This is a genomic window from Microbacterium luteum, from assembly GCF_015277875.1.
GTDB lineage: Bacteria > Actinomycetota > Actinomycetes > Actinomycetales > Microbacteriaceae > Microbacterium > Microbacterium luteum.
The window spans coordinates 1,960,505-1,985,994 of record NZ_CP063814.1 but is presented as its reverse complement, the minus strand read 5'-3'; the positions used below and the strand labels follow the sequence as shown (position 1 = coordinate 1,985,994).

The 25,490-nt window shown below is 68.0% G+C and carries 22 protein-coding genes; 14 read left to right on the top strand and 8 right to left on the bottom strand.

What is annotated here, in order from left to right:
- Positions 1–93: 93 nt before the first annotated feature.
- The 10 genes from uvrA to IM777_RS09880 all read left to right on the top strand — a co-directional run bounded on the left by uvrA (position 94) and on the right by IM777_RS09880 (position 11,430).
- Positions 94–3,012 (top strand): excinuclease ABC subunit UvrA, encoded by a 2,919-nt coding sequence (gene uvrA / locus IM777_RS09925; RefSeq protein ID WP_194383213.1) that lies wholly within the window; start codon positions 94–96, stop codon positions 3,010–3,012.
- 4 nt (positions 3,013–3,016) lie between these two features.
- Positions 3,017–4,906: an excinuclease ABC subunit UvrC gene (gene uvrC, locus IM777_RS09920; RefSeq protein ID WP_194383212.1), complete on the top strand. Its 1,890-nt coding sequence runs from the start codon at positions 3,017–3,019 to the stop codon at positions 4,904–4,906.
- A gap of 10 nt (positions 4,907–4,916) precedes the next feature.
- A complete protein-coding gene (gene rapZ / locus IM777_RS09915) occupies positions 4,917–5,816 on the top strand; it encodes an RNase adapter RapZ (RefSeq protein ID WP_414683071.1) in 900 nt (299 codons plus the stop codon).
- 40 nt (positions 5,817–5,856) lie between these two features.
- Positions 5,857–6,834: a DNA-binding protein WhiA gene (gene whiA / locus IM777_RS09910; protein WP_194383211.1), complete on the top strand. Its 978-nt coding sequence runs from the start codon at positions 5,857–5,859 to the stop codon at positions 6,832–6,834.
- Positions 6,835–6,967: 133 nt separating this feature from the next.
- On the top strand, positions 6,968–7,597 hold the full coding sequence (locus IM777_RS09905; protein ID WP_071043593.1) for a superoxide dismutase: 630 nt from the start codon (positions 6,968–6,970) through the stop codon (positions 7,595–7,597).
- Positions 7,598–7,696: 99 nt separating this feature from the next.
- Positions 7,697–8,707, top strand: a complete 1,011-nt coding sequence (gap, locus tag IM777_RS09900; RefSeq protein WP_194383210.1) for a type I glyceraldehyde-3-phosphate dehydrogenase — start codon at positions 7,697–7,699, stop codon at positions 8,705–8,707.
- 8 nt (positions 8,708–8,715) lie between these two features.
- The gene (locus tag IM777_RS09895) at positions 8,716–9,933 is read left to right on the top strand and encodes a phosphoglycerate kinase (protein WP_194383209.1); all 1,218 of its coding nucleotides are present in this window, start codon (positions 8,716–8,718) and stop codon (positions 9,931–9,933) included.
- Positions 9,921–10,724: a triose-phosphate isomerase gene (gene tpiA, locus IM777_RS09890; RefSeq protein WP_071043590.1), complete on the top strand. Its 804-nt coding sequence runs from the start codon at positions 9,921–9,923 to the stop codon at positions 10,722–10,724. Before IM777_RS09895 ends, tpiA begins: the two co-directional genes overlap by 13 nt.
- Positions 10,725–10,825: 101 nt before the next feature.
- A complete protein-coding gene (gene secG / locus IM777_RS09885) occupies positions 10,826–11,074 on the top strand; it encodes a preprotein translocase subunit SecG (protein WP_071043589.1) in 249 nt (82 codons plus the stop codon).
- Positions 11,074–11,430, top strand: a complete 357-nt coding sequence (locus IM777_RS09880) for an RNA polymerase-binding protein RbpA (protein ID WP_071043588.1) — start codon at positions 11,074–11,076, stop codon at positions 11,428–11,430. The genes secG and IM777_RS09880 overlap by 1 nt, the downstream gene beginning before the upstream one ends.
- A 59-nt stretch (positions 11,431–11,489) precedes the next feature.
- Here IM777_RS09880 and pgl read toward each other — a convergent pair whose 3' ends face one another.
- The 6 genes from pgl to tkt are packed head-to-tail and all read right to left on the bottom strand — an operon-like array spanning position 11,490 to position 19,598.
- Entirely contained in the window at positions 11,490–12,263 is a 774-nt protein-coding gene (pgl, locus tag IM777_RS09875) for a 6-phosphogluconolactonase (RefSeq protein ID WP_194383208.1), read from the bottom strand.
- Positions 12,256–13,209 (bottom strand): glucose-6-phosphate dehydrogenase assembly protein OpcA, encoded by a 954-nt coding sequence (locus IM777_RS09870; protein ID WP_194383207.1) that lies wholly within the window; start codon positions 13,207–13,209, stop codon positions 12,256–12,258. Before IM777_RS09870 ends, pgl begins: the two co-directional genes overlap by 8 nt.
- The gene (zwf, locus tag IM777_RS09865; protein ID WP_194383206.1) at positions 13,206–14,756 is read right to left on the bottom strand and encodes a glucose-6-phosphate dehydrogenase; all 1,551 of its coding nucleotides are present in this window, start codon (positions 14,754–14,756) and stop codon (positions 13,206–13,208) included. The genes IM777_RS09870 and zwf overlap by 4 nt, the downstream gene beginning before the upstream one ends.
- Before the next feature lie 12 nt (positions 14,757–14,768).
- Positions 14,769–16,391 (bottom strand): glucose-6-phosphate isomerase, encoded by a 1,623-nt coding sequence (locus tag IM777_RS09860; protein ID WP_194383205.1) that lies wholly within the window; start codon positions 16,389–16,391, stop codon positions 14,769–14,771.
- Between the two features lies 1 nt (position 16,392).
- A complete protein-coding gene (gene tal, locus IM777_RS09855) occupies positions 16,393–17,505 on the bottom strand; it encodes a transaldolase (protein WP_194383204.1) in 1,113 nt (370 codons plus the stop codon).
- The gene (gene tkt, locus IM777_RS09850; RefSeq protein ID WP_194383203.1) at positions 17,502–19,598 is read right to left on the bottom strand and encodes a transketolase; all 2,097 of its coding nucleotides are present in this window, start codon (positions 19,596–19,598) and stop codon (positions 17,502–17,504) included. The genes tal and tkt overlap by 4 nt, the downstream gene beginning before the upstream one ends.
- A gap of 241 nt (positions 19,599–19,839) precedes the next feature.
- Here tkt and IM777_RS09845 point away from each other — a divergent pair, with 241 nt between their 5' ends.
- The gene (locus IM777_RS09845) at positions 19,840–20,769 is read left to right on the top strand and encodes a heme o synthase (RefSeq protein WP_194383202.1); all 930 of its coding nucleotides are present in this window, start codon (positions 19,840–19,842) and stop codon (positions 20,767–20,769) included.
- A gap of 23 nt (positions 20,770–20,792) precedes the next feature.
- On the opposite strand, the gene IM777_RS09840 is transcribed toward IM777_RS09845, so the two are convergent.
- Both IM777_RS09840 and IM777_RS09835 read right to left on the bottom strand, forming a co-directional pair.
- Positions 20,793–21,191, bottom strand: a complete 399-nt coding sequence (locus IM777_RS09840; protein ID WP_194383201.1) for a dinucleotide-utilizing enzyme — start codon at positions 21,189–21,191, stop codon at positions 20,793–20,795.
- Positions 21,192–21,307: 116 nt separating this feature from the next.
- A complete protein-coding gene (locus IM777_RS09835) occupies positions 21,308–22,297 on the bottom strand; it encodes a COX15/CtaA family protein (protein ID WP_194383200.1) in 990 nt (329 codons plus the stop codon).
- A gap of 239 nt (positions 22,298–22,536) precedes the next feature.
- On the opposite strand from IM777_RS09835, the gene sufB reads away from it, so the two are divergent.
- Genes sufB through IM777_RS09820 form a run of 3 tightly spaced genes read left to right on the top strand, consistent with a single transcriptional unit; the run spans position 22,537 to position 25,484 of the window.
- Positions 22,537–23,955 carry a Fe-S cluster assembly protein SufB gene (sufB, locus tag IM777_RS09830; protein ID WP_194383199.1) on the top strand — a complete coding sequence of 473 codons (1,419 nt, stop codon included), beginning with the start codon at positions 22,537–22,539 and terminating at the stop codon, positions 23,953–23,955.
- A complete protein-coding gene (gene sufD, locus IM777_RS09825; RefSeq protein WP_194383198.1) occupies positions 23,956–25,158 on the top strand; it encodes a Fe-S cluster assembly protein SufD in 1,203 nt (400 codons plus the stop codon).
- Positions 25,155–25,484 (top strand): non-heme iron oxygenase ferredoxin subunit, encoded by a 330-nt coding sequence (locus IM777_RS09820; RefSeq protein WP_071043578.1) that lies wholly within the window; start codon positions 25,155–25,157, stop codon positions 25,482–25,484. The genes sufD and IM777_RS09820 overlap by 4 nt, the downstream gene beginning before the upstream one ends.
- The last annotated feature ends 6 nt before the right edge of the window (positions 25,485–25,490 follow it).

Here is a 25,490-nt window from a genome sequence, read left to right as displayed (position 1 = left end):
GGCTGACGGACGCTCGCCCGGCGAGCTGCCGCGTGCGCCGCGGGCGAACGTGGGCCCGGAGCCGATGTCGGAGGTCCCGCCTACACTTGACGGGTGCCCATCGTCCCCGTTCCCCTCACCGGAAAATCCGCCGCCGTCTCGAGCGACAAGCTGAGCGTGCGCGGCGCTCGCGTGCACAATCTGAAGGACGTCGACCTCGACATCCCGCGCGATTCGCTCGTCGTCTTCACGGGTCTGTCGGGGTCGGGCAAGTCGAGTCTCGCCTTCGACACGATCTTCGCGGAAGGACAGCGTCGCTATGTCGAGTCGCTGAGTGCCTACGCACGTCAGTTCCTCGGGCAGGTGGACAGACCCGACGTCGACTTCATCGAGGGTCTGAGCCCGGCGGTGTCGATCGACCAGAAGTCGACGAACCGCAACCCGCGCTCGACGGTGGGCACGATCACCGAGATCCACGACTACATGCGCCTGCTGTGGGCCCGCATCGGAGTGCCCCACTGCCCGGAGTGCGGCGAGATCATCCAGCGTCAGACGGTCCAGCAGATCGCCGACCAGCTGATGGAGCTGCCCGACCGCACGCGCTACCAGATCGTGGCGCCCGTGGTCACCCAGAAGAAGGGTGAGTTCGTCGACCTCTTCAAAGAGCTCTCCGCGAAGGGATACGCGCGCGCCGTGGTCGATGGCGACCTGGTCCAGCTCGCGGAGCCGCCGACGCTGAAGAAGAGCTACAAGCACGACATCGCCGTCGTGGTCGACCGGCTGGTCGCCGGCCCCGACATCCTGGGCCGCGTCACCGACTCGGTGGAGACCGCACTCGGTCTCGCCGGCGGTGTCATGCAGGTGAACTTCGTCGACGAGGAAGGTGACGATGCGTGGCAGTCGTTCTCCGAGAAGCTGGCGTGTCCGAACGGGCATCCGCTGCAGCTCACGGAGATCGAACCGCGCACCTTCTCGTTCAACGCCCCGTTCGGCGCCTGTCCGGCGTGTTCCGGGCTCGGCACCCGCATGTCGGTCGACTCGGAGCTGATGCTCGGTGACGAGGAGCTGTCGATCCGCGAGGGCGTCATCATCCCGTGGACAACGCAGGGAAAGGGGCTCTTCCAGTACTACGAGCGACTGCTCGAAGGACTGTCGAACGACCTCGGCTTCTCGCTCGACACGCCCTGGAAGCGTCTGCCGCAGGCCGTGCGCGAAGCCGTGCTGCACGGCGAGAACTACAAGGTCACCGTCAAGTGGAAGAACCGCTACGGCCGCGAGATGCGCTACTCGTCGGGTTTCGAAGGCGTCGTGCCGTACATCGAACGTCAGTACGTGCAGGCCGAGTCCGACACCCAGCGGCAGCGGTGGTCGGAGTATCTGCGCGAGGTGCCCTGCCCGGTCTGCGACGGTGCGCGCCTGAAGCCCGAGGTGCTCGCCGTCCGCGTGCACGGCCACTCGATCGCCGATGCCTCGCGGCTGAGCCTCGCGGATGCGCAGCGATTCTTCGCGGAGATGACGCTCACCGACCGTGAGGCGAAGATCGCCGCACAGGTGCTTCGCGAGATCCGCGCTCGCCTGGACTTCCTCATCCAGGTGGGTCTGACCTATCTGAACCTCAGCAGGTCCGCCGGCTCCCTCTCGGGCGGTGAGGCGCAGCGCATCCGCCTCGCGACGCAGATCGGCTCCGGACTCACCGGTGTTCTGTACGTGCTCGATGAGCCTTCGATCGGCCTGCACCAGCGCGACAACCGTCGTCTGATCGAGACGCTCGTGACCCTGCGCGATCTCGGCAACACGCTCATCGTCGTCGAACACGACGAGGAGACGATCCACGCTGCTGACTGGATCGTCGACATCGGGCCGCGGGCCGGTGTGGACGGGGGAGAGGTCGTACATTCGGGACCCCTGTCGGAGCTGCTCGCCGACCGGCACTCGATCACCGGCGACTACCTGGCCGGCCGTCGGGAGATCGCGACGCCGTCGAAGCGGCGCAAGCGCGATCGCAAGCGACAGATCTCCGTCGTCGGTGCCCGCGAGAACAATCTCCGCAACGTGACGGTCGACTTCCCCCTCGGCGTGCTGACCGCCGTGACCGGAGTGAGCGGTTCGGGAAAGTCGTCGCTCGTGAACGACATCCTGTACCGGGTGCTCGCCCAGCGCCTGAACGGCGCGCGGAACATCCCGGGCAAGCACACGCGAGTGACCGGGCTCGACAACCTCGACAAGGTCGTGCACGTCGATCAGGCGCCGATCGGGCGCACGCCGCGGTCGAACCCCGCGACGTACACGGGAGTGTTCGACCGCATCCGCGGCCTGTTCAGCGAGACGCCGGAGGCCAAAGCCCGCGGGTACCAGCCGGGGCGATTCAGCTTCAACGTCAAGGGCGGGCGCTGCGAGGCGTGCTCCGGAGACGGCACCATCAAGATCGAGATGAACTTCCTCCCCGACGTCTACGTCGACTGCGAGGTGTGCCACGGAAAGCGGTACAACCGCGACACCCTGTCGGTGCACTACAAGGGCAAGAACATCGCCGAGGTGCTCGAGATGCCGATCTCCGAGGCTGCGGAGTTCTTCGAGCCGATCCAGGCCATCCACCGCTACCTGAAGACCCTGGTCGACGTCGGCTTGGGATATGTGCGCCTCGGCCAGTCGGCGACGACGCTGTCGGGTGGCGAGGCCCAGCGCGTGAAGCTCGCCACCGAGTTGCAGCGGCGCTCGAACGGGCGCAGCATCTACGTGCTCGACGAGCCGACGACCGGACTGCACTTCGAAGACGTCAGGCGGCTGCTCGAGGTCTTGAACGGCTTGGTCGACAAGGGGAACTCGGTGATCGTCATCGAGCACAACCTCGACGTGATCAAGTCGGCCGACTGGATCATCGACCTCGGACCCGAGGGGGGTTCCGGCGGCGGCACGCTCGTCGCGACCGGCACCCCGGAGGATCTCGCCCGCGTGGCGGAGAGTCACACGGGCGCCTTCCTCGCCGAGGTGCTGTTCCCGGCCGAGCGCGCCCAGGCGCGCAAGGCCGGCTGACCCGATGTCGCCGCTTCCCTACAAGCCCAAGCCGGGGGAGATACCGACCGACCCCGGTGTGTACCGATTCCGGGACGCGGACGGTCGCGTGCTCTACGTCGGCAAGGCGAAGAATCTGCGTGCCCGGCTGTCGAACTACTTCGCTCCGCTGCACACGCTCCACGAGCGCACGCGGCGGATGGTGACGACGGCGTCGTCGGTCGAGTGGACGGTCGTCGCCACGGACGTGGACTCCCTGCAGCTGGAGTACATGTGGATCAAGGAGTTCGATCCGCCGTTCAACGTCAAGTATCGCGACGACAAGTCCTATCCGTTCATGGCGATCACCCTCGCCGACGAAGCTCCTCGCGTGATCGTCACCCGCAATCGACGGATCAAGGGTGCGAAGTACTTCGGCCCGTACCCGAAGGTCTGGGCGGTGCACGACACCATCGATCAGCTGATCAAGGTTTTCCCCATCCGCACCTGCAGCGACTCCAGCTACAAGAAGGCGATGGCGACCGGCCGGCCGTGCTTCCCGGGCCAGATCGGTCGCTGCGGGGGGCCGTGCTCCATGCGGGTCACCGTCGACGAGCATCGCGCGATCGTGCAGGACTTCGTCGCCTTCATGTCGGGCGGCGACCAGCGGTTCGCCCGAGAACTGACCGCTCGGATGCGCGAGGCGTCCGCCGCCATGGATTACGAAGCCGCAGCGGTCTATCGCGATCAGCTCGGGGCCATCGAGGCCGTGCTGGGCAAGAGCGCGCTCGTGCTGACCGAAGACACCGACGCCGACCTGTTCGGGATCGCCGAGGACGAGCTGGCCGCGACGGTGCAGCACTTCGTCGTGCGTGGCGGGCGTGTGCGCGGCGTTCACGCCACGACGATCGAAAAGGAACTCGACATCTCGGGTGCGGACCTCGTCGAGCAGGTGCTGCAGCGCACCTACGGCGAGGCGGCCGACACCGACATCCCGAAGCAGGTGCTCGTCCCCTCGCTGCCCGAGGACGCCGCGGAGCTCGAACAATGGCTTCGCGACCGGCGGGGTCGCCCGGTGTCGCTCCAGGTCGCCCGGCGCGGCCGTAAAGCCGAGCTGCTGGCGACGGCGACGCTGAACGCGCAGCAGGCGCTCAACCTGCACAAGACCCGTCGCACGAGCGACTACGTCGCGCGGTCGCAGGCGCTGACCGACCTGCAGGAGGCGCTGGACCTGCACGAGGCTCCTCTCCGTATCGAGTGCTACGACGTCTCGCACCTCGCCGGTACGAACGTGGTGGCGTCGATGGTGGTTTTCGAAGACGGTCTGCCCCGGAAGGATCAGTACCGTTCGTTCGGCATTCCCGAGACCACCGACGACACCGACTCGATCCGGCAGGTGCTGCGTCGGCGTCTGGCCTACCTCGATCAGCCCGAAGCAGATCCCGTGGCCGACCCGGTGGCGTCGGGCGAGGTCGTCACCGAGCGCAGGAAGCCGCGGTTCGCCTACCGTCCGCAGCTGCTCGTGGTCGACGGCGGGAAGCCGCAGGTCGAGGCGGCGGCTCGCGCACTCGATGAGGCCGGACACCCCGAGATCGCGCTGTGCGGCATCGCCAAGCGGCTGGAGGAGGTCTGGCTGCCCGGGGAGGACTACCCGGTGATCCTGCCGCGCACCTCCGAAGCGCTGTATCTTCTGCAGCGTCTGCGCGACGAGGCACACCGGTTCGCCATCACGCATCAGCGCAAGCGGCGGCGACGCGACATCCAGACCGTCCTGGCCGAGGTGCCGGGGCTGGGTGATGCGCGCATCAAGGCTCTTCTGCGTCACTTCGGGTCTGTCGCGGCCCTCCGCGAAGCGACGACCGAGCAGATCCAGGAGCTTCCGGGCGTCGGTCCGAAGCTCGCGGCCTCGATTCATACCCACCTCACCGCTCGCTAGGCTGGACGTGATGACGGAGGGCGCGATGACGGAGGACGATCAGACCCCGCAGGTCGGCGAGATGCTGATCGTCACCGGGATGTCCGGTGCCGGAAGGTCCACCGCGGCGAACGCCCTGGAAGACCTGGGCTGGTACGTCGTGGACAACCTGCCTCCGCAGATGCTCAAGCCGCTGCTGGATCTGACGGAGATCGCCGGGGGAGCGCTGCCCCGGGTGGCCGTCGTCGTCGACGTGCGGGGCCGCGGCCTCTTCTCCGAGCTTCCGGAGGCGATGCGGGCACTGCGCTCGCGGCGCCCGATCCGGGTGCTGTTCCTCGACGCGTCGGACACCGTGCTCGTGCGCCGCTTCGAGGCCGTGCGTCGCCCGCATCCTCTTCAGGGCGATGGCACGATCGTCGACGGCATTCGCGCCGAACGCACGAGGCTCGCCCCCGTCCGCGAGGACGCCGATGTCATCGTCGACACGTCGGCGCTGAACATCCACCAGCTCGCGACACGGGTCGCCGAGCTCTTCGCCGACGAGGGCGCCGCGCGGCACACCCTGACCATCATGAGCTTCGGCTTCAAGTACGGTCTCCCGCCGGACGCCGACCACGTGGCCGACATGCGGTTCCTGCCGAACCCGTACTGGCACGAGGAGCTGCGCGCGCTGACCGGGGAGGACGACGCCGTGCGCGACGTCGTGCTGGCCGCGCCCGGCGCGGCGGCGTTCATCGATGCGTACGCCGCCGCGCTCGCGCCGGTCCTGGAGGGGTATCAGCGGGAGAACAAGCGACACTCCGTGATCGCCGTGGGATGCACCGGCGGCAAGCACCGGTCGGTGGCCACGGCCCGGGAACTGGCCTCACGCCTGTCGGGCACGCCCGGAGTGGCCGTTCGCCTGACCCATCGCGACCTCGGTCGCGAGTAGGCTGGAGGATCGTTCCACCCCAGAAAGACCGAGGAGACACGTGTCGCTGACTGCCGACGTGAAGGCCGAACTCGTCGCCGTACGAGACCCGCGACCGACGGCCCGCGTGGCCGAGCTGACGTCACTGCTCCGTTTCTCGGGAGGGCTCCACTCGATCGCCAACCGCGTCGCGGTCGAGGCCGAGCTCGATTCCGATGTCCTCGCCCGACGGGTCGCGCGGGAGTTGGTGGAGCTCTACGGCGTGCGACCCGAGCTCGCGCACGTGCAGAGTTCGGCGGGCCGTGCCGGCGGCCACGTCGCGGTGCGCGTCATCGACGGCGGTGAGACGCTCGCGCGGCAGACCGGCCTCCTGGACCAGCGGCGGCGCCCGGTGCGTGGCTTGCCCAACAAGCTCACCACCGGCTCACGGGAAGACCTCGCCGCGGTCTGGCGCGGTGCGTTCCTCGCATCGGGGTCGCTCAGCGAGCCGGGTCGATCCGCCTCGCTCGAAGTCGCCTGCCCGTCCTCCGAGGCCGCGATGGCCCTCGTCGGGGCCGCCCATCGGCTGAGCATCCCCGCGAAGGCGCGGGAAGTCCGCGGCATCCCGCGCGTCGTCGTGCGGGAGGGGGAGGCGATCCGGCTCACCCTCGCGCAGATGGGAGCCGCGAAGGCCGCCGCCGACTGGGATCAGATGAGGCAGCGCCGCGAAGTCCGCGCCGGAGTGAACCGCCTCGTCAACTTCGACGACGCCAACCTGCGTCGATCCGCTCAGGCGGCGGTCGCCGCGTGCGCACGCGTCGAGCGTGCGCTGGAGATCCTCGGTGACGAGGTTCCCGACCATCTCAAGCAGGCCGGAGAGCTCCGGCTCGCCCACCGTGACGCCAGCCTCGACGAGCTGGGTCACCACGCCGACCCGCCGATGACCAAGGACGCCGTCGCTGGACGCATACGTCGGCTCCTGGCGATGGCCGACAAGAAGGCCGAGGTCGACGGAGTTCCGGGCACTGAGTCGGCGGTCCCCATCGGCGTCGAGGAATGAGGCATCGGGCGTGTAGAACACGCCCGGCGGGGGAGGCAACCCCCTCACCACCCTGCCCACCGTCGATAGGATGACAAGGTCACCCTCGCCGCGCCGGGGCTCTCGGCGCGACGCCGACTAGGAAGCAGAGAATATGGCGACGTACACCTTGCCCGACCTCCCCTACGACTACGCGGCACTCGAGCCGCACATCAGCGGCAAGATCATGCAGCTGCACCACGACAAGCATCACCAGACCTACGTGACGGGTGCCAACACGGCGCTCGAGCAGCTCGCGGAGGCCCGCGAGACGGGCAGTCTCGCGAACGTCAACAAGCTCGAGAAGGACCTCGCGTTCAACCTCGGCGGCCACGTGAACCACTCCATCTTCTGGACGAACCTCTCGCCCGAGGGCGGCGGACGTCCGGAGGGGAACGAGCTCGCCGCCGCGATCGACGAGTTCTTCGGCGGATTCGAGAAGTTCCAGGCGCACTTCACCGCGGCGGCCACCGGCATCCAGGGTTCCGGATGGGCGGTCCTCAGCTGGGACCCGATCGGCGAGCAGCTCATCATCCAGCAGCTGTTCGACCAGCAGGCGAACACGGCGATGGGCACCGTGCCGATCTTCCAGCTGGACATGTGGGAGCACGCGTTCTACCTCGACTACCTCAACGTGAAGGCCGACTACGTCAAGGCGGTCTGGAACATCGCGAACTGGCAGAACGTCGCGCAGCGCTTCGACGCCGCCCGTGAGAAGACCTCGGGCCTGCTGGTACTGTCATAGCGAGCGCGGGCGTCCCGGCGGGAACGCTCGCCGGGACGCCGCTGTCCGACTGAATCGCAACAATCGCGCACCCGCGCACGACACCTCAGGAGCAACTCCGTGACTGTCAAGATCGGTATCAACGGCTTCGGCCGCATTGGACGCAACTTTCTCCGCGCCGCCCTCGAGCAGGGTGCGGACCTCGAGATCGTCGCGGTGAACGACCTCACCGACAACAAGACCCTCGCCCACCTCCTCAAGTACGACTCCGTCGGCGGCCGCCTCGCCGAGGACGTGTCCTTCGACGGCGACTCCATCACCGTCGGCGGCAAGAGCATCAAGGTGTTCGAAGAGCGCGACCCCGCCAACCTGCCCTGGGGCGAGCTGGGCGTGGACATCGTCATCGAGTCGACCGGACGCTTCACGAAGGCGGCCGACGCCTCGAAGCACATCCAGGGGGGCGCCAAGAAGGTGCTCATCTCCGCACCCGGCACCGACGTCGACGGCACCTTCGTCATGGGCGTCAACGACGCCGAGTACGACCCGGCGACCATGCACGTCATCTCCAACGCGTCGTGCACCACGAACTGCCTGGCGCCGCTGGCCAAGGTCTTCAACGACAACTTCGGCATCGAGCGCGGCTTCATGATGACCGCGCACGCCTACACGGCAGACCAGAACCTGCAGGACGGCCCGCACGGCGACCTGCACCGCGCTCGGGCGGCGGCCCTGAACATCGTTCCCGCGTCGACCGGCGCGGCGAAGGCCATCGGCCTGGTGCTGCCCGAGCTCAACGGCAAGCTGAGCGGGTCCTCCTACCGGGTGCCGATCCCCACCGGCTCGATCGTCGACCTCACGCTGATCACGCCGACCGAGGGTCTCACCAAGGAGACCATCAACGCCGCATACGAGAAGGCGGCGGCCGAGGGCGAGCTCGCCGGCTACCTGGCCTACAACGCCGACCCGATCGTCTCGACCGACATCGTCCACGACCCGCACTCGTCGATCTTCGATGCCGGCCTGACCAACGTCAGCGGAAACCTCGTCAAGGTGTCGTCGTGGTACGACAACGAGTGGGGCTACTCGAACCGTCTGGTCGACCTCACCGAGCTCGTCGCCTCGAAGCTCTGATCCACGCCATGGCACTGCGCACCCTCGACAACCTGGGTTCGCTCGCAGGCAAGCGCGTCATCGTCCGTTGTGATCTGAACGTCCCGCTGCGGGACGGGGTCATCACGGACGATGGTCGTGTGCGGGCATCCCTGCCGACGCTCAACGCTCTCATCAACCAGGGAGCACGCCTCGTGGTGTGCTCGCACCTGGGCCGCCCCGGCGGCGAGCCCAACGCCGCCTACAGCCTCGCGCCGGTCGCGCAGCGCCTGTCCGAGCTGCTCGGCAAGCCCGTCGCCTTCGCACGCGACACCGTCGGCGAGTCGGCTCATGATGCGGTCTCCTCCCTCGAAGACGGTGACATCGCCGTGATCGAGAACCTGCGCTTCAATGCGGGTGAGACCGCGAAGGACGATTCGGAACGCCGCGCATTCGCCGGCCAGCTCGCAGAGCTCGGGGATGCGCTCGTGTCCGACGGCTTCGGCGTCGTGCACCGCAAGCAGGCGAGTGTCTACGACCTCGCGGAACTGCTGCCCTCCGCTGCCGGTCTGCTCATCGCCAAAGAGCTCGAGGTGCTCGATCGACTCACCGAGACGCCCGAACGGCCCTACACCGTGGTGCTCGGCGGGTCCAAGGTCAGCGACAAGCTCGGTGTGATCGAACACCTCCTGCCCCGCGTCGATCGTCTCCTGATCGGCGGTGGCATGATGTTCACGTTCCTGGCGGCCAAGGGGCACAAGGTCGGCTCGAGTCTCCTCGAGGAGGACCAGCTCGAGACCGTCAAGGGATACATCGCCTCCGCCGAGGAGCGCGGCGTCGAGATCGTCCTGCCCGTCGACGCGGTCGTCGCGTCGGCCTTCGCGGCGGATGCCGATCACGAGGTCGCTCCGGCGGACGCGCTCGAAGCGACCGCCTTCGGTGCGTCCGGATTGGGACTGGACATCGGGCCCCGCACGGCCGACGAGTTCGCGGCGCGCATCCGTGACAGCCGCACCGTCTTCTGGAACGGGCCCATGGGCGTGTTCGAGATGCCGGCGTTCGAGTCGGGCACGCGGGCCGTCGCTCGCGCGTTGTCGGAGGTCGACGGTCTCGGCGTCGTCGGCGGTGGCGATTCCGCGGCCGCGGTGCGACAGCTCGGCTTCGCTGACACCGACTTCGGCCACATCTCGACCGGTGGTGGCGCGAGCCTCGAGTTCCTCGAAGGAAAGAAGCTCCCCGGACTGGAGGTCCTCGGATGGCAGCAGTGAACACCTCCGATGCGCGCACCCCGCTCATCGCCGGCAACTGGAAGATGAACCTCGACCACCTGCAGGCGGTGGCGTTCGTGCAGAAGCTGCACTGGACCCTCAAAGACGCCAAGCACGAGGACGGCAGCGTCGAGGTCGCCCTCTTCCCGCCGTTCACCGACCTTCGGACCGTGCAGACGCTGCTCGACGCGGACAAGATCCCCTTCGCGCTCGGCGCGCAGGACCTCTCGGTCAAGGACTCCGGTGCCTACACGGGCGAGATCTCGGGCGCGTTCTTGAGCAAGCTCGACTGCGGATACGTGATCATCGGACACTCCGAGCGTCGCGAATACCACGCAGAGTCGGATGAGGTCGTAGCGGCCAAGGTGCAGGCGGCGCTGAAGCACGAGCTCGTGCCGGTGATCTGTGTCGGTGAAACGGCGGAGGACCTCGAGAAGCACGGCGCCAGCGCCGTTCCGGTTGCTCAGCTGAAGGCGGCGCTGCACGATGTACCGGCGACCGCCGACATCGTCGTCGCCTACGAGCCGGTGTGGGCGATCGGATCGGGTCAAGCCGCCACGGCCGAGCAGGCACAGGATGTCTGCGCGAAGCTGCGGGAGGTCATCGCGTCCGAGCTCGGCGCAGACGCTGCCGCTCGCACGCGCGTGCTCTACGGCGGCTCCGTCAAGGCGGCGAACATCGCCGGATTCATGCGGCAGGCCGATATCGACGGCGCGCTCGTCGGCGGTGCGAGTCTTCTGGTCGACGAGTTCTCCTCGATCATCCGCTACCAGAAGCACGTCGGCGTGTGAGCGACACACCCTGGCCGCCTCTCATCGGCGGTCGGGGTGTCGCTTGCGTATACTGAACCCTTGTGCGATCCGACGCGGTCGACGAAAGGTGTATGGAACCAGTGCAGATCCTCGAGTTCGTGCTGCAGGTGCTGCTGGGTGTGACCAGTCTCCTGCTCACCCTCCTCATTCTTCTCCACAAAGGGCGTGGCGGCGGCCTGTCCGACATGTTCGGCGGCGGCATGACCTCCGCCCTGGGCTCGTCGGGTCTCGCGGAGCGCAACCTCAACCGGTTCACCGTGATCCTCGCGCTGGCGTGGTTCGTGTCGATCGTCGCCCTCGGCCTCATCACGAAATTCCAGGCGTTCTGATGGCCACGGGAGGAAACGCCATCCGCGGCACGCGTGTCGGTGCCGGCCCCATGGGCGAACAGGATCACGGCTACCACGCCGACCGCGTCGCGATCTCGTACTGGGATGCGCTGGGGAACGAGACCGTGCGCTACTTCGTCGCGGATATCGATCCGGCCGAGATCCCCGACGTGATCGACTCGCCGCACTCGGGCCTTCCGGCGGGGCGAGACAAGGAGAACCCGCCCGCCGTGGCGAAGACCGAGCCCTACAAGACCCATCTTGCCTACGTCAAGGAACGTCGCTCCGACGATGAGGCGGCGCAGCTTCTCGACGAGGCGCTGACCCAGCTGCGGGAGCGTCGCGGCCAGGCCTGACGACGCGCCGACAGAAGAGGCGCCGGACCCGTCGCGGGTCCGGCGCCTCTTCTGTCGGATCAGTACTCCCGGTCGATCAGCTCCGGGGGGACCTGCGCGGCTGCCGCCTGATCCACGAAGAACACGGTTCGTCCGCGACCCTTCGCACCGGCGGCGGGGACGCTCGTGTAGCTCGCACCGGCGAGGGCCAGACCGAGAGCAGGGGCTTTGTCGGGCCCCGCCATCACCATCCACACGCGCTGAGATGAGTTGATGACCGGGCGTGTCATGGTCAGACGGACGGCAGGCGGCTTGGGGGAGTCCGTCACCCCGACGACCGCCCGGTCCACGATGAGAATCTCGGGCCTGTCCGGGAAGAGCGATGCGATGTGACCGTCGGGTCCGACACCCAGGAAAGCGATGTCGAAGCGTGGCCAGAGCTGGCCATCGGCGGCGAACGTCGCGAGATCGTCCGCGTATGCCGCGGCCGCGCCTTCGAGATCGTGCAGACCATCGCTGGAAGCCATCGCGTGCACGTTCTCGAGCGGAACGTCGATGTGGTCCAGAAGGGCCTCACGCGCCTGCGTCTCGTTGCGCTCCGGGTCGCCGCGAGGCAGGAAGCGCTCGTCGCTCCACCAGACATGGACCCGCGACCAGTCGATCCCCTGCGCCTGCTCCCGGGCCGCGGCGAGGACCCGCCCGCCCATCGAACCCCCGGTGAGCGAGATGTGCGCCGTGGCGCCCTCGTCGATGCGCTTGCGCAGCCGGTGAAGGAATCGATCGGCTACGGCGTGCGCGAGAGCGTCGGGATCTGCGGCGATCACGACGCTCTTCTCGACGAGATGCTCAGTCATGCAGACCCTTCGATGGTCGGTCCAAGCGCGTCCACCCTTCGGTGATGACCCGACCGTACAGCACGTCGGCGTCCAGACGCCTCAGCTCCTCGGCCAGGCACTCTCGAAGCGTGCGGCGCGGGAACGCGAGCTCGTGGGTGGGCTGCCCCGGCTGAGTCAGGACAGCCACGCCGGATTCGGGACGCTCGAGCGTGACCTCGCCGCTCTCTCGGACGAGAGTCACGTTCTTGATCCCGTGAGGCCAGTCGGCGGGGTCGAGGTAGCCCCAATCCACCGGTACGTCGAGGGCGAGCCGGAGCCAGGCGGCGAGCAGCGCGGTGGACGGCGAGTCGGCGGCGCCCCGCACCCGGACGGACGTCACCGGCTCGTAGGGCGGCTGGTCCAGGATCGCGGCCAGCTGCTCGCGCCAGCGCGTGAGGCGTGTCCACGCGAGGTCGGTGTCACCGGGGGCATAGTGCTCGCCCAGCGACGCGACCCATGCCGCGGGGTCGGACTTGGTCGCCGCGTCGGTGATCCGTCGCTGCGCGATGCGGCCGATCGAGGTCTCCGAGACGTGTTCGGGCGTCTGATTCGGCCACCAGACGACGACGGGCGCATCCGACAGCAACAAGCCGGTCACGAGGCTCTCGAGGTTGGAATCGCCCGCTTCGCCGTGTGCATGCAGCGTCACGACCTCACTCGCGCCGGCGTCGCCGCCGACGCGGATCTGTGCGTCGAGGCGCGGTTCCTCGTCGTCATCGGCGTTGATCATCAGCACGATCACGCGCATCGGGTGTTCGCGGGACGCGTCATTGGCGGCGTCGATGGCCTCTTCCATCGCGGCCTCGCGCGTGACGATCACGAGCGTCAGAACGCGACCGAGCGCGACGGCGCCGCCTTCCTCGCGGACGCTGACCAGCGCGCGGCTGATCTTGCTGACGGTGGTGTCGGGCAGATCGATGATCACGGGCGCCTCCAAGTGCGGCCATCGCGGGCGAGGAGCTCATCGGCCGATGCCGGGCCCCACGATCCGGGAGCGTATTGTTCGACGGGACCGCCCTGCGACTCCCAGAACGCCTCGATGGGGTCCAGGATCTTCCAGGACAGCTCCACCTCTTCGTGGCGGGGGAACAGGGGCGGGTCGCCGAGAAGAACGTCGAGGATCAGCCTCTCGTAGGCTTCGGGACTCGCTTCCGTGAACGCGTGACCGTAGCCGAAGTCCATCGTCACGTCGCGCACCTGCGCGCCGGCGCCGGGCACCTTCGATCCGAAGCGGATCGTCACGCCCTCGTCGGGCTGGACTCGGATGACCAGAGCGTTCTGACCCTGTCCCGAGGTCTGCGAACGAGTGAAGAGCAGTTCCGGAGCGCGCTTGAACACGACGGCGATCTCGGTGACGCGGCGGCCGAGACGCTTGCCCGTGCGGAGGTAGAACGGAACCCCGGCCCAGCGGCGTGTGTTGATGCCGAGGGTGATGGCGGCATAGGTCTCGGTGGTCGACTGCGGATTCATGCCGTCTTCCTCGAGGAAGCCGAGAACCTTCTCGCCGCCCTGCCAGCCTCCGGCGTACTGGCCGCGTGCCGTGGAGGTCTCGAGGTCGTCCGGGAGGGTGACCGCTGCGAGCACCTTCTCCTTCTCGGCGCGCAGGTCAGCGGCGTTGAAGGTGATGGGCTCCTCCATCGCGGTGAGCGCGAGGAGTTGCAGCAAGTGGTTCTGGATGACGTCGCGCGCCGCGCCGATCCCGTCGTAGTAGCCGGCCCGGCCGCCGACGCCGATGTCCTCGGCCATCGTGATTTGCACGTGGTCGACGTAGTTGCGATTCCAGATCGGCTCGTAGAGCTCGTTGGCGAAGCGCAGCGCCAGGATGTTCTGGACCGTCTCCTTGCCGAGGTAGTGGTCGATGCGGAAGATCGAGTCCGCGGGGAACGCGGAGCGCAGGGCATCGTTGAGTTCCTGGGCGGAATCCTGGTCGTGGCCGAACGGCTTCTCGATCACGACGCGTCGCCAGCGATCGGGTCGGTCGGCGGTGTCGTCGACGAGTCCCGACTTCTTGAGCTGTTCGGCGACGACCGGGAACGCCTTGGGCGGGATGGACAGGTAATACGCGTGGTTGCCCATCGTGCCGCGCTCGATGTCGAGCTTCTCGACCGTCTCGCGCAGACGCACGAAGGCGTCGTCGTCATCGAACTCGCCGGGCACGAAACGGATGCCCTGCAGCAGCTGCTGCCAGGTCTCCTCACGGAACTCGGTGCGCGCATGAGCGCGAACGGCCTCGTGCACGACCTCCGCGAAGTCCTGGTCCTCCCAGTCGCGTCGGGCGAACCCGACGAGGGCGAAACCCGGAGGGAGCAGTCCCCGATTGGCGAGGTCGTAGACCGCGGGCATGAGCTTCTTACGGGAGAGGTCTCCCGTCACGCCGAAGATCACGAGCGCGCTCGGACCGGCGATGCGGTTCAAGCGGTGATCTTCAGGGTCGCGCAGGGGATTCTGCGCGCGTGAGATCTGGGCCGTCATTCGATTGTTCTCCTATTGCGCCGCTTCGAAGAGCGACATCACGTCGACCTGGGGATCGGTGAGCGTCAGGGTGACGACCGGACGGCCGTGCCCTTCGGCGAGGACGGTGGCGTCGCCGACTGCCTGTGCGTGGATGAGCTCCCCGAAGGTGAAGGGGCGCCCGGGGATCTCGAGGTCGACGTCGGTGCTCTCGAGGATCTGCAGGAAGACCCCGCGGGCGGGACCGCCCTTGTGGAACTGGCCGGTCGAGTGCAGGAACCGCGGACCCCATCCGAACGTCGTCGGTCGGCCGGAGTCGGCCGCGACAAGTTCGCGCAGCCCCTCGATCGGTGCGTACTCCAGACGATCGACGTAGGCGTGTATCGCGACATAGCCGTCGCCCGGCACACGCGACCAGAGGGCGTCGAGAACGCCGGCAATCGTTCCGGGAGCGGCCAGTACGGGATCGGACACGCGAACCTCGACGCCGTCGGCGACGAACGCCGGGGCGATCGACGGGGGTCGCTCGTCGAGCAGCCCGCGGGCCGCGGCTTTGGCCGATTCGACGTCGGGCTGATCGAACGGGTTGATTCCGAGCAGGCGTCCGGCGATCGCGGTGGCATATTCCCATACGACGAACTGGGCGCCGAGGGAACCGCTCACGAGCACCTCGCCGTGATGGTGCTCGAAGAGGTGGAACTCCGCCGCGTCATCGACGAGTCTCACGACCTGCAGATCCTCTGGCCGGGTTTCGAGCTCGGGGGAGACGGGCAGGAGCGGGACCGGGAGGATGCCCGTCCCCTGCTTTCCGGTGGACTCGGCGATCAGCTGCTCGATCCACTCGGGCAGCCCGACGATGTGGGTCCCGTCCGTGACGAGCCCGAGCTTGTCCCGGCGCGGCTCGCCGCCGGCGATCGCGGCCGCGAGAACGAGCGCGGGGTTCCCGGGGTCGTCAATCGCGACTTCGAGCAGCGTGGCCTCGGCTTCATCGAGCAACTCGACGATGTCGACCCCGGCCAGTCCGGCGGGAACCAGCCCGAAGGCGGTCAACGCCGAGTATCGACCGCCGACCGTGGGGTCGGCCGTGAACGTGCGATAGCCCGCGGAGCCGGATGCCGCCTCGAGGGGCGAGCCGGGGTCGGTGACGACCACGATGCGCTCCGCCGGATCGATGCCGACGTCTCGGAAGGCCGCGTCGAAGGCCCGGAGTGCCGAGTCGGTCTCGATGGTCGACCCCGACTTGCTCGAGACGACCAGCACCGTTCGGTCGAGGCCGCCCGCCTCGGCATCACCGTCGATGGCGGCGAGCACCTGCCCCGGCGCCGTGGAGTCGAGGATCGTCAGCGGAACGCCGGCCGTCTGCGCGATGACCTCCGGTGCGAGGGAGGAGCCGCCCATGCCGGCGAGCACGATGCGGGTCGTCCCGTGCGCCACGAGTTCCTCGCGCAGGGCGAGGATCTCGGGGACGAGCGGACGCGATGTGCTGACGGCCTGGACCCACCCCAGCCGGCGGGACGCCTCAGCTTGCGCCGTGGCACCCCACAGACTGTCGTCACCGGCCGTCAGGGCCGAGGCGACGAGGCTCGAGACGAGACCCGGAAGGGTCCTCTCGACCGCCTCCTCGACATGTCCGGAGAGGTGGAGGTGAAAGCTCACCTCAGGCCTCTGCGGCCTCGGAGAGAGCAGCCTTCACGGTCTCCTGCAGCTCACGCCACGACGCGACGAACTTCTCGACGCCCTCGTCCTCCAGGACCTGCGTGACGTCGGCGAAGTCCACGCCTGCGGCCTCGAGCTGCGAGAAGTAGTCGTGCGACTCCGCGTAGGCGCCGGTCACGGTGTCGCCGGTGATCTCCGCGTGGTCGAAGGTGGCCTCGAGGGTCTTCTCGGGCATCGTGTTGACGGTTCCCTTGGCCACGAGCTCCGTGACATAGAGGGTGTCCGGCAGGGCCGGGTCCTTCACACCCGTCGATGCCCACAGGGGGCGCTGCACGGTGGCGCCGGCCTCCAGCAGGGCCTTGGCGCGGTCCGAGGCGAACTTCTTCTGGAACAGCTCGTAAGCCAGACGCGCGTTCGCGAGACCGGCCTTCGACGACAGCGAGGAGGCCGCGTCGGTGCCGATGGCCGCGAGGCGCTTGTCGACCTCGGTGTCCACGCGGGAGACGAAGAACGACGCCACCGACTGGAGGGTGGAGATGTCGTGCCCGGCCGCCTGCGCCTTCTCCACTCCGGCGAGGTAGGCGTCGATGACCTCGTCGTAACGCTCGAGGCTGAAGATGAGGGTCACGTTGACGCTGATGCCTGCTCCGATCACCTCGGTGATCGCCGGGAGGCCGGCCTTCGTCGCGGGGATCTTGATGAGCACGTTGGGGCGGTCCACCTTCGCCGCGAGCTTCTTGGCTTCCGCGACGGTGGCATCGGTATCGTGCGCGAGCTCGGGGGAGACCTCGATCGATACGCGTCCGTCGACGCCGCCGGTCGCGTCGAAGACCGGACGGAAGACATCCGAGGCGGCCTGCACGTCGTCGGTGGTGATCTCGAAGATCGCCCGTTCGACGTCGGCCCCGTCCTTGGCGAGCACGGAGACCTGGCCGTCGTAGGACTCGCCCTTGGCGAGCGCCCCCGCGAAGATCGTCGGGTTGGTCGTGACGCCGGTCACGTTGCGCGTGATGATCAGGTCGGCGAGGTTGCCGCTGGTGATGCGCTGACGAGACAGGTCGTCGAGCCAGATGCTGACGCCCTCTTCGACAAGGCGTGCGGTGGGGGTGCTCATGCGTTCTCCTCGAGGGTTTCGCGGGCGGCGGTGATGACGGCTTCGGTGGTGATGCCGAACTTGTCGAACAGGGTCTGGTAGTCGGCGGAGGCGCCGAAGTGCTCGATCGAGACGGACCGGCCGCGGTCGCCGACGATGCCGCGCCAGCCCAGGGCGAGCCCGGCTTCGACGGAGACGCGGGCGGTGATCGCGGCGGGAAGGACGCTCTCGCGGTAGTCGGCGTCCTGCTCGGCGAACCACTCCAACGACGGGGCGGAGACGACGCGCACACCCACGCCGTCGGCGGCGAGGGCTTCGCGGGCGGCGACGGCGAGCTGCACCTCGGACCCGGTCGCGATGATGATCACGTCGGGCGTGCCGTTCGGTGCTTCGGCGAGGACGTATGCGCCCTTCGCGGCGAGGTCGGCGGAGGCCAGGACGTCGCCGCTGGCTGCACCGTCACCGCGCTCGAAGGTGGGGATGTTCTGCCTGGTCAGGGCGATGCCGGAGGGGCCGGCGTGGCGGCGGAGCATCTCGTGCCAGATCACGGCGGTCTCGTTCGCATCGGCGGGGCGGAGCACGGCGAGGTTCGGGATGGCGCGCAGCGCGGTGAGCTGCTCGATCGGCTGGTGGGTGGGGCCGTCTTCTCCGAGGGCGACGGAGTCGTGGGTCCAGACGAAGATCGAGGGGATGTTCATCAGCGCGGCCAGACGCACCGCGGGGCGCATGTAGTCGCTGAAGATCAGGAACGTCCCGCCGAACGCGCGGGTGGGGCCGTGCAGCACGATGCCGTTGATGATGGCCGCCATCGCGTGCTCGCGGATGCCGAAGTGCAGCACCCGCCCGTACGGGTTGCCGTCCCACTCGTCGGTCGACCACTCGGACGGGATGAACGAGGCGGCGTTCTTGATGGTGGTGAGGTTCGATTCGGCGAGGTCGGCCGAGCCGCCCCACAGCTCGGGGAGCTTGTCGGCCAGGGCGTTGATGACCTGCCCCGACGCGGCACGGGTGGACACGTCCTTGCCCGCCTCGAACACCGGGAGCGCATCGGCGAGATCGGCGGGGAGCTCGCGGGCGTTGATGCGGTCCCACAGCGCCTTGCGCTCGGGGTGCGCGCCGGCCCACGCGTCGAACTTCTCCTGCCACGCCGCGCGCGCTTCTGCGCCACGATCGGCGAGTGAACGAGTGTGTTCGAGGACGTCGTCGGGCACCACGAAGGTCTGCTCCGGGTCCCACCCGAGCACCTCCTTCGTCGCCTTCAACTCGTCGTCGCCGAGCTTGGAGCCGTGGATCTTGCCGGTGTTCTGCTTGCCCGGCGAGGGCCACCCGATGATCGTCTTCAGCACGATGATCGACGGCTTCGACGTCTCGGCCTTCGCCGCCTCGAGGGCTGCGTGAAGCTCGGCGACGTCTTCGACGTACTCGCCCGTCTTCTTCCAATCCACCGTCTGCACATGCCAGCCGTACGCGGCGTAGCGGGCGGCGACGTCCTCGGTGAACGCGACGTCGGTGTCGTCCTCGATCGAGATCTGATTCGCGTCGTAGATGACCACGAGATTGCCGAGCTCCTGATGCCCGGCCAACGAAGACGCCTCGCTGGTGATGCCCTCCTGGATGTCCCCATCCGACGCGATCACATAGATGGTGTGATCGAACGGCGACTCACCCGGCGCAGCCTCCGGGTCGAACAGACCCCGCTCATACCGGGCCGCGTACGCGAACCCGACCGACGACGCCAGACCCTGACCCAGCGGCCCGGTCGTGATCTCCACACCATCGGTGTGACCGAACTCCGGGTGACCCGGGGTCTTCGACCCCCACGTCCGCAGCTCCTTCAGATCCTGCAGCTCCAACCCGAACCCACCCAGATACAGCTGGATGTACTGCGTCAACGACGAATGCCCCGCAGAGAGGATGAAACGATCACGACCCGGCCAGTGCACATCCGCGGGGTCGTGGTTCATCACCCGCTGATACAGCAGATACGCCGCCGGAGCGAGACTCATCGCCGTTCCGGGGTGACCATTGCCGACCTTCTCGACAGCATCCGCCGCCAGCACGCGCACGGTGTCCACCGCGCGCCGATCGATCTCTTCCCAACGCAGTTCCGACACAGAGGGCCTTTCTCGAGGGTGCGCTGACGCGCACGGATCCCCGAATCAGCCGGTGGCGAGGGATGGGATCGGCGCGTGCGGCGCGCGTGTCCTCTCAGCATAGCGATTCGCCCTCAGGCCGTCACACGGCCGTGATCCGTGCCGGCGCCCGCGTCGGAGGTCGCACGTCGTCGGGCGGGAGTGTGGTCGCGCGAGCATGCCATAGACTGAAGCGATTGTTCAGGCGGCGATGGCGGGGGAGATGCACACCACGACGGCTCAGACCGGCACCCGGCGAACCGAGGGAACCCGATCGATCCGCCGGACGATCCTGGCTTACGTCGCGCTGACGAAGCCCCGCGTCCTCGAGTTGCTGCTGGTCACGACGGTGCCGGTGATGATCCTCGCCGAGGGCGGTCTGCCCGACCTGTGGCTCGTGCTCGCGACGGTCATCGGCGGCTCGATGAGCGCCGGCTCGGCGGCGGCGTTCAACATGTACCTCGATCGCGACATCGATGCGCACATGCAGCGCACCGTCAACCGACCGCTGGTGACCGGCGAGGTCTCTCCGCGCGGGGCCCTCGTGTTCGCATGGGCGCTGGCCGTGGGCTCGACCGCGTGGCTGTTCGTCACGACGAACGCTCTGGCGGCGGCGCTGTCCGCGGGCGCGATCTTCTTCTACGTCGTGATCTACACGATGCTCCTGAAGCGCCGCACCGAGCAGAACATCGTGTGGGGCGGGATCGCGGGCTGCTTCCCGGTGCTCATCGGCTGGACCGCTGTGACCGGTTCGCTCGCGTGGCCTCCGGTCATCCTCTTCGTGCTCGTCTTCCTGTGGACGCCGCCGCACTACTGGCCGCTGTCGATGAAGTACAAGGACCAGTACGACGACGTCGACGTGCCGATGCTCGGAGCGACCCGGAACGGATCGCAGGTGGGGCTGCAGGTGATCCTCTACGCGTGGGCCACGGTGGTGTGCTCCCTGCTGCTCATCCCGGTCGCGTCGATGGGCATCGTCTACACCGCATCAGCCCTCGTGTTCGGCGGCTGGTTCGTCTACGAGTCGCACGTTCTCTACAACCGAGCCGTCCGCGGCACGGAGCCGAAGCCGATGCGGGTGTTCCACGCGTCGATCACGTACCTGACCCTGCTGTTCGTCGCGATCGCCGTCGACCCGCTGCTGCCCTTCTGAGTCGCAGCGGGCCGCGCGTGCGGTCAGCCGACGCGGTCGGTCTCCGCGTCCGCTTCCGGGCGCGTGATCTCGGGTTCGCTCTGCGGCGCATCCGGCGTCAGGTCGTTCTCCTCCGAGTCGGCCGCCGGGTCGACAGCCTCGACGATCTCCGGTGCAGGATACGGGCGCAGGGTCGCAACGGCCGCGACGGCGAGGGTCAGCAGCACGCCGATGACACCTGCGCCGATGAGCACGGCACCGATGACCGCCGTCGATTGGCCGACGTAGACGTCGACGCCGGTCGCCGTTCCGTCCAGGAGGGTCGTGGTCATCGAGTCCAGCGTTCCGGTCACCATGCTCGCGCCGTATCCGGCCGTGCCGAGGGAGCCTGCGAGAAGGATCCAGAACGGGATGCTGCGCACGAGGCTGGGACGGGTGGTCATTGTCATCTGCTCCTCACGTGCGGCCGGTCGGCCGCGACCGAGGACACGATTCCGGGAGCGTCCGTGCGCGCGGTATGCGGTTCCTCGGTTGCGGGTGGGTGAATCCGATGAGTCCGCTATGAGCGCGGGGCCGGGTCTGATCGCGGATGGGTCGCCGGCAGCGACTGGTGCAGGACGACCGCGGTCATGGCTGCGACGAGGACCACCGCGAGCACCATGTGGATGTTCACCAGCACGATCGGGAGGCCGGCGCGTGCCTGCCACAGGCCCACGGCGATCTGCGCGGCCTCGGTGAGGAGGAGCAGCCCTGTCCACAGCGGCAGCCGAAGGGGGGCCGGCATCCGGAAGGCGAGGGCGAAGATCGCCAGCGAGAGCGCCAGCGTCACATAAGCCGGCCAGGAGTGGACATGCTGCATGAGTTCCGGGTCGAGACCGTTCCGTGCCGCACCGCCGTCGCCGGCATGCGGCCCCGAACCCGTGACGAGGATGCCGACGGCGACCGTCACCAGCACGCCGACGGCCGTGACGGCGACGAGCGCGCGGTAGGTCCGGGGTACGGCGACGCGTCGCGGACCCGGCACGGCGTACACCCGCACCACGAGGCCGGCCGACAGGGCCACGAGCACCACGGACGCGAAGTAGTGCAGGCCGACGACGTAGGGGTTGAGGTTCGTCAGGACGGTGATGCCGCCGATGATCGCCTGCAGCGGCACGTAGAGGCCGATCGCGAGGGCGAGCCAGAAGAGGTCGCGACGGCGTCGACGCATCCGCACGACGAAGAGGAACGTCACGATCGCCACCGCCACCAGCACGAACGTCAGCAGGCGGTTCCCGAATTCGATGACGCCGTGGATGCCCATCTCCTGCGTCGCCACGAACGATTCGTCGGTGCAGCGCGGCCATGTGGGGCATCCGAGACCGGAGCCCGTCAGTCTCACGAGACCGCCGGTGGCCACGATGCCGATCTGCACGACGAGAGTCGCCCAGGCCGCGGCCACGACACGCCGGTCGACACGGTCGGGGAGGAACGCGACGATCCGCCCACGGATGCCACCGGAGGACTCGACGGAAGAGGCGTTCTCGACGGGGGAGACGGAGGAGGGCATGCGCGGCCTTCCGGGTGCACGGCATCGGGCCGCTCTCGGTGCGGCCGCCGGTGAACCCTGTAGAATCGAGTGGTTCGGGATGCGACGCTGTCGCGTTTCGCATCACTGACAGTCTAGGCGCGGTAACGAGGCGCCTGTGATCGGGCCCACCTGAGCGGCATCCACCTTCCAAACTCCCGAAGGGCGGGGAATGCCGGGGCGGATGACAACGTTGCGGCCCAAGAGAGAGGAGTTGAGCCATGTCGGATGTGCTGATCGATCGTCCCGAGCTCGATGGCCTGGGGGTGTACGAGTTCGGATGGCATGACCCGGACGTCGCCGGCGCGAGCGCGAAGCGCGGCCTCTCGGAGGCCGTCGTGCGCGATATCTCCCGCCTGAAGAACGAACCGGAGTGGATGCTGAAGGCCCGCCTCAAGGGTCACCAGCTGTTCGAACGCAAGCCGATGCCGACGTGGGGCGCGGACCTCTCCGACATCGACTTCGAGAACATCAAGTACTTCGTGCGCTCCACGGAGAAGCAGGCGCAGTCGTGGGAAGACCTTCCCGAGGACATCAAGAACACGTACGAGAAGCTCGGTATCCCGGAGGCGGAGCGTGCGCGCCTCGTCGCGGGCGTCGCGGCCCAGTACGAGTCCGAGGTCGTCTACCACCAGATCCAGGAGGACCTCGAGCGTCAGGGTGTCATATTCATGGACACCGACACCGCGCTGCGCGAGCACCCGGAGTTCTTCGAGGAGTATTTCGGCACGGTGATTCCGGCGGGTGACAACAAGTTCGCCGCGCTGAACACGTCGGTGTGGTCCGGCGGGTCGTTCGTCTACGTTCCGAAGGGCGTGCACGTCGACATCCCGCTGCAGGCCTACTTCCGTATCAACACGGAGAACATGGGGCAGTTCGAGCGCACGCTGATCATCGCCGACGAGGACTCCTACGTTCACTACATCGAGGGCTGCACCGCCCCGATCTACAAGAGCGACTCGCTGCACTCGGCCGTCGTCGAGATCGTCGTCAAGAAGAACGCCCGCGTGCGGTACACGACGATCCAGAACTGGTCCAACAACGTCTACAACCTGGTGACCAAGCGCGCCGTCGCCCACGAGGGCGCGACGATGGAGTGGGTCGACGGCAACATCGGCTCCAAGGTCACGATGAAGTATCCGTCGATCTTCCTCATGGGCGAGCACGCCAAGGGCGAGACGCTCTCGGTCGCCTTCGCCGGTCCGGGTCAGCACCAGGACGCCGGGGCGAAGATGATCCACATGGCGCCGTACACGCAGTCCTCGATCGTGTCGAAGTCGATCGCGCGCGGTGGCGGGCGAGCCGGCTATCGGGGCGAGGTCCGTGTGGCGGAGAACGCGCATCATTCCGCCAACACGGTGCGATGCGACGCCCTGCTGGTCGATACCATCTCGCGCTCGGACACCTATCCGGCGATCGACATCCGGGTCGACGATGTTCAGCTCGGCCACGAGGCCACGGTCTCGAAGGTCAGCGAGGAGCAGCTGTTCTATCTGCAGTCGCGAGGCCTCGAGGAGGACGAAGCCATGGCGATGATCGTGCGCGGCTTCATCGAGCCCATCGCCCGCGAACTGCCCATGGAGTACGCCATGGAACTCAACAAGCTCATCGAGATGGGCATGGAAGGATCCGTCGGCTAGATGACGACCACCACTCAGGCACCCGCGACGGTGCCCGGATCAGTGCCGCATTCGGACGGGGCAGGATCGTTCGTCCCGGTTCAGACTCGCTCAGAGCGACCGACATCGTTCGACCCCGCGGACTTCGAGCGTCCCACCGGCCGCGAGGTCAACTGGCGCCACGCGCCGCTCGACCGCCTCGGGACCCTCTTCGTCGACGAGGAGACCGACGGGCAGGGAGCGCCGGCCGTCTCCGATGACCGAGAGACGATCGCCGACCTCATCGTGGCCCCGGCCGATGACGACGCCGGACCGAGGGGCGAGGTCTTCCGGCCCGAGGATCTCATCAGCGCGATCGCGTGGAAGCGGGGCGCGAACGCGCTGCACCTGCGCGTGCCCGACGGCGGCGAGTTCGACGAACCGTTCGTCCTCTCGCTCCGTGGCGCGGGCGCCGAGCGTCACGGCAACGCGCATCTGGTCATCGAGGCGGCTCCGAACTCCCGCGCGACGGTCGTCCTGGACCACAGCGGATCGGCGGCGTACGCGCAGAACGTCGAGGTGATCGTCCGCGACGGCGCCACGCTGAAGCTCGTGACCGTCCAGCGGTGGGACGACGACGCCGTGCACGCCGCGTCGCACCAGGCGAGAGTCGACAAGGACGCGACGCTCACGCACGTCGTCGTCACCTTCGGCGGCTCCGTCGTGCGGGTGAACCCGTCGGTCGAACTCGCCGGTCCGGGCTCCGAGGCGCGCCTGTACGGACTGTCCTTCGCGGACTCGGGTCAGCATCTCGAGAGCCAGGTGTACCTGCACCACAAGGGCCCCCACACCGTCGGCGACGTTCTCTACAAGGGCGCCCTGCAGGGGGCTTCCGCCCGGAGCGTCTGGATCGGCGATGTGCTGATCGGTCCCGATGCGGTGGGAACGGATTCGTACGAGGCGAACCGGAACCTCGTGCTCACCGACGGTGCACGAGCCGACTCGATCCCGAACCTCGAGATCGAGACGGGCGATATCCAGGGCGCCGGGCACGCCAGTGCGACGGGCCGCTTCGACGACGAGCAGCTGTTCTACCTCCAGGCTCGCGGCATCGCCGAGGATGAGGCGCGTCGGCTCGTCGTCATCGGCTTCCTGTCCGAGATCGTGCAGCGGATCGGCATCCCGGCGCTGCAGGACGAACTGACGGCCGCGATCGAGCGTGAGCTCGAGGACGGCGCCGCGTGAGCGCACAGCGAGCCTGTTCGCTGAGCGAGCTCGAGCAGGACACCGCGCACCGCGTGGAGCTCGACGGCGTGCCGATCTCGGTCGTCCTGGACGCAGAGGGCGTCGTGCACGCGATCGGCGACACCTGCACCCACGGCGACATCTCGCTGTCCGAAGGATTCGTCGAGGGGGACACCCTCGAATGCTGGGCGCACGGCTCGGCGTTCTCGCTCATCACCGGCAGACCTCAGAACCTTCCGGCCTTCGAACCGGTCCCCGTCTACGTCGTCGAGATCGACGGCGACGACGTGATGATCGATCCGGCCGTGACCAAAGACCTGACTTGACGAAGG

What these genes read in the sequence shown, in the direction of transcription:
- tal (WP_194383204.1), bottom strand. Translation starts at nt 17,505, where the DNA reads ATGAGCACCCCCACCGCACGCCTTGTCGAAGAGGGCGTCAGCATCTGG.
- uvrC (WP_194383212.1), top strand. Translation starts at nt 3,017, where the DNA reads ATGTCGCCGCTTCCCTACAAGCCCAAGCCGGGGGAGATACCGACCGAC.
- sufB (WP_194383199.1), top strand. Translation starts at nt 22,537, where the DNA reads ATGTCGGATGTGCTGATCGATCGTCCCGAGCTCGATGGCCTGGGGGTG.
- rapZ (WP_414683071.1), top strand. Translation starts at nt 4,917, where the DNA reads ATGACGGAGGGCGCGATGACGGAGGACGATCAGACCCCGCAGGTCGGC.
- zwf (WP_194383206.1), bottom strand. Translation starts at nt 14,756, where the DNA reads ATGACGGCCCAGATCTCACGCGCGCAGAATCCCCTGCGCGACCCTGAA.
- sufD (WP_194383198.1), top strand. Translation starts at nt 23,956, where the DNA reads ATGACGACCACCACTCAGGCACCCGCGACGGTGCCCGGATCAGTGCCG.
- IM777_RS09835 (WP_194383200.1), bottom strand. Translation starts at nt 22,297, where the DNA reads ATGCCCTCCTCCGTCTCCCCCGTCGAGAACGCCTCTTCCGTCGAGTCC.
- IM777_RS09905 (WP_071043593.1), top strand. Translation starts at nt 6,968, where the DNA reads ATGGCGACGTACACCTTGCCCGACCTCCCCTACGACTACGCGGCACTC.
- pgl (WP_194383208.1), bottom strand. Translation starts at nt 12,263, where the DNA reads ATGACTGAGCATCTCGTCGAGAAGAGCGTCGTGATCGCCGCAGATCCC.
- tpiA (WP_071043590.1), top strand. Translation starts at nt 9,921, where the DNA reads ATGGCAGCAGTGAACACCTCCGATGCGCGCACCCCGCTCATCGCCGGC.
- IM777_RS09895 (WP_194383209.1), top strand. Translation starts at nt 8,716, where the DNA reads ATGGCACTGCGCACCCTCGACAACCTGGGTTCGCTCGCAGGCAAGCGC.
- IM777_RS09840 (WP_194383201.1), bottom strand. Translation starts at nt 21,191, where the DNA reads ATGACCACCCGTCCCAGCCTCGTGCGCAGCATCCCGTTCTGGATCCTT.
- IM777_RS09845 (WP_194383202.1), top strand. Translation starts at nt 19,840, where the DNA reads ATGCACACCACGACGGCTCAGACCGGCACCCGGCGAACCGAGGGAACC.
- IM777_RS09880 (WP_071043588.1), top strand. Translation starts at nt 11,074, where the DNA reads ATGGCCACGGGAGGAAACGCCATCCGCGGCACGCGTGTCGGTGCCGGC.